Source organism: Oscillochloris sp. ZM17-4 (assembly GCF_019599295.1).
Taxonomy (GTDB): domain Bacteria; phylum Chloroflexota; class Chloroflexia; order Chloroflexales; family Chloroflexaceae; genus Oscillochloris.
Genome location: NZ_JAIEWN010000056.1, coordinates 12599 through 16092, shown reverse-complemented (window position 1 = coordinate 16092; position 3494 = coordinate 12599). Strand labels below are relative to the sequence as shown.

The 3494-nt window shown below is 70.0% G+C and carries 3 protein-coding genes; 1 reads left to right on the top strand and 2 read right to left on the bottom strand.

What is annotated here, in order from left to right; all coding sequences use genetic code 11:
- Positions 1-138 precede the first annotated feature (138 nt).
- On the top strand, positions 139-1440 hold the full coding sequence (locus K2Z83_RS24805; protein WP_255604489.1) for an aspartate aminotransferase family protein: 1302 nt from the start codon (positions 139-141) through the stop codon (positions 1438-1440).
- A 56-nt stretch (positions 1441-1496) separates the two neighbouring features.
- Here the strand turns inward: K2Z83_RS24805 and panC are convergent, their stop codons facing one another.
- Both panC and panB read right to left on the bottom strand, forming a co-directional pair.
- Positions 1497-2330: a pantoate--beta-alanine ligase gene (gene panC / locus K2Z83_RS24800; RefSeq protein ID WP_220597860.1), complete on the bottom strand. Its 834-nt coding sequence runs from the start codon at positions 2328-2330 to the stop codon at positions 1497-1499.
- Between the two features lie 181 nt (positions 2331-2511).
- A complete protein-coding gene (panB, locus tag K2Z83_RS24795) occupies positions 2512-3351 on the bottom strand; it encodes a 3-methyl-2-oxobutanoate hydroxymethyltransferase (RefSeq protein WP_220597859.1) in 840 nt (279 codons plus the stop codon).
- Between the last annotated feature and the right edge of the window lie 143 nt (positions 3352-3494).

Genomic DNA, 3494 nt, shown 5'->3' with positions numbered 1-3494 from the left:
CACCGATCTATACTAGACTACGCGAGAATCCCAGCTACCTCACCGATGATTGCCGCGCCGCATCGAGGCCATGTGGCCTCACGTAGGAGGCTTTTTGTGACCACCGAGAACGATCTCGTCCAATCGGACCTGGAGCACATGATCCACCCGCTCTTCCACCCCAGCGCCCACCAGGCGCCCAAGATCTGGGTTGAGGCGAAAGGGTCGGTGGTCAAGGACATCAACGGCAACGAGTACCTAGACGGCCTGAGCGCCCTCTGGAACGTGAACGTGGGCCACGGCCGCGAGGAGCTGGCCGAGGCCGCCTTCGCCCAGATGAAGCAGATGGCCTACTACTCGGCCTACACCGGCTCGACGAACCTGCCGGCCATCCAGCTGGCCGAGAAGCTCAGCCAGATCTTCTACCCGAGCATCAACACCTTCTTCTTCACCAGCGGCGGCGCGGAGAGCACCGAGAGCTCGATCAAGACGGCCCGCTTCTACTGGAAGGCCAAGGGCAAGCCCGGCAAGGTCAAGTTTATCTCGCGCATGAAGGGCTACCACGGCGTGACGCTGGCGGCCATGAGCGCCACCGGGCTGCCGGCCTACTGGCCGATGTTCGAGCCGCGCGTGCCCGGCTTCTCGCACATCGAGTCGCCCTACCCCTACCGCTTTGTGAACAAGACGCCCGAGCTGAGCGACGGCGTCGCGGCGGCCAACCTGCTGGAGGAGGCCATCCTGCGCGAGGGCGCCGACACGGTGGCCGGCTTCATCGCCGAGCCCATCCAGGGCGCCGGCGGGGTCATCCCGCCCCAGGACGACTACTTCGCCCGCATCCGCGAGATCTGCGACCAGTACGAGGTGCTGCTGATCTCCGACGAGGTGATCACCGGCTTCGGGCGCACCGGCACCTGGTTCGGCCTGGAGCACTACGGGATCGAGCCGGACATCGCCCAGTTCGCCAAGGGCATCACCTCGGGCTACGTGCCGCTGGGCGGCATCGGCGTCTCGGACGAGATCAGCCAGACGATCGACACGGTGGCCCCCGACAAGCGCTGGATGCACGCCTTCACCTACTCGGGCCACCCGACATGCTGCGCCGTGGCCCTGGCGAACATCGCGATCATCGAGCGCGAGGGCCTGGTGGCCCAGGCCGCCGTCAGCGGCGCGCGTATGCTGGCCGGCCTCCAGGAGCTTGAGGAGATGCCCACAGTGGGCAACGTGCGCGGCAAGGGCATGATGGCCGCCGTCGAGCTGGTGGCCAACAAGGACACCAAGGAGCCCTTCCCGGCCTCGGCCAACGTCGGCGTCCGCGTGAGCAGCGAGATGATGGCCCGCGGGCTGCACACCCGCATCGTCGGCGACACGATCGTGCTTGCGCCGCCGCTGACCACCAGCGCCGAGCAGATCGACCAGATCGTGCAGATCATCGGCGAGTCGATCGCCGCCGTGCAGGCGTAGGGCGCGTCGCGGCGCGCCCGGCCGTAGGGGCGCAGCAGCGTCGCGCCGCTGCGCCCTTACTCCACCAGCAGGTTGTCGATCAGGCGCACCTGGCCGACGCGCACGGCCAGCGAGAGCAGCGCGCCGCGCGGGCCGACCGCGTCGAGCTCGCGCAGGGTCAGCGGGTCGGCGGCGCTGACGTACTCGGGGCGGGCCAGCGGCTCGCCGGCCAGCACCTCGGCCATGGCCTGGCGCAGCGCGTCCCCGCGCCGCTCGCCGTCCGCCAGCAGCCCGCTCGCCGCCGTCAGCGCCCGGTAGAGCGCCGGGGCCGCCGCGCGCTGCTCGGGCGTCAGGTAGCTGTTGCGGCTGCTCATCGCCAGCCCGTCGGCCTCGCGCACCGTCGGCGCGACGACGATCTGCGTGGGCATGTTCAGGTCGCGAACCATCTGGCGCACGACGACCGTCTGCTGGGCGTCCTTCTGGCCGAAGTAGGCCCGGGTTGGCTGCACGATGTTGAGCAGCTTGCAGACCACCGTGGCCACGCCGCGGAAGTGGTCGGGGCGGGCCGCGCCCTCCAGCACCTCGTCGGCGGCGGGCAGCACCACCGCCGTGCCGAATCCCTCGGGGTACATCTCGGCGACCTCGGGCACGAACACGAGGGCCACGCCCTCGGCCTCAAGCAGGCGCAGGTCGCGCTCCAGGTCGCGCGGGTAGCGCGTGAAGTCCTCGCTGGGGCCGAACTGGGTGGGGTTGACGAAGATGCTGGCCGCCGCCGCGCCGCACTCCCGGCGGGCCTGGCGCACCAGGCTGAGGTGGCCCTCGTGCAGGTAGCCCATGGTGGGCACGAGGCCGAGCTGGCCGAGGCCGGCCCGCGCCGCGCGGAGCCCCTCGACTGTTGTGATCACGTCCATTGGGTTCACCATGAGGGCTGTCGCCCTAAAACCTATGTTGCGTGTGCCCAGCGGGCACATACTGCACTGATTGTGCTGCGGCGCGGCGTAGCCGCGCCGCAGCACAATCAGGTTTTTTTGTGGGAGAGCGAAGCTCTCCCACACCCTCACCGCGCTTGGCCGGGGGCCACAGGCCCGGCGATCACCTGTCGTCGGCCTGATCGAGGGCGGCGCGCAGCGCCTCCGCGGGCATGGCCGCGCTGTGCTCGGGGCCGGGGAAGGCTCCGTCGCGCACCTCGGCGGCGTAGGCGGACACCGCCTGGCCGATCTGCTCGGCCAGGCTGGCGTAGCGCTTGGCGTGGCGCGGCAGGAAGTCGCTGTAGAGGCCGAGCATGTCGTGCCAGACCTGCACCTGCCCGGCGCAGCCCGCCCCCGCGCCGATCCCGATCGTCGGGATGCGCAGGCGCGCGGTGATCGCGGCGGCCAGCTCGGCCGGGATGAGCTCCAGCACGACCGCGAAGGCCCCGGCGGCCTCGACGGCCAGGGCGTCGGCGACCAGCTGCGCGGCGGCGGCGGCCTGCCGCCCCTGCACCCGCGTGCCGATCTGGTTGACCGACTGCGGCGTGAATCCGATGTGGCCCATCACCGGGATACCCAGCTCGACCAGCCGGGCGATGACGGGGGCGGCGGCGGCCCCGCCCTCCAGCTTGACGGCCTGGGAGCCCGCCTCCTGCATCACCCGGCCGGCGCTGGCCACCGCCTGCTCGACGCTGGTGTAGGTGAGGAAGGGCAGGTCGCCGATCACCAGGGAGCGCTGGCTGCCGCGCACGACAGCCCTGATGTGGTGCAGCATCTCGTCGAGGGTCACGGGCACAGTCGAGCTGTGGCCGAGCACCACCATACCCAGCGAGTCGCCCACGAGGATCAGCGGCACGCCGGCCCGGTCGGCGATCTGGGCGGAGGTGTAGTCGTAGGCGGTGATCATCGGGATGCGCTCGCCGCGTTCCTTCATCTTCTGGATCTCAAGGATCGTCACACGCATTGGCGCCTCCTTCCACGTTACGCTGCTTACCGGTGGTTGATTGTAGCATAGCGCGGCGAGGCGCCGTGATCTGCGCACGTCTGGGGCCCAGGGCTGAGGCAACGTCTCCACCAGGGGGGTGATGGCCATGACGGAACTGTAAA

Coding starts and splice junctions, on each gene's coding strand:
- panB (WP_220597859.1), bottom strand. CDS start 3,351: ATGCGTGTGACGATCCTTGAGATCCAGAAGATGAAGGAACGCGGCGAG.
- panC (WP_220597860.1), bottom strand. CDS start 2,330: ATGGACGTGATCACAACAGTCGAGGGGCTCCGCGCGGCGCGGGCCGGC.
- K2Z83_RS24805 (WP_255604489.1), top strand. CDS start 139: ATGATCCACCCGCTCTTCCACCCCAGCGCCCACCAGGCGCCCAAGATC.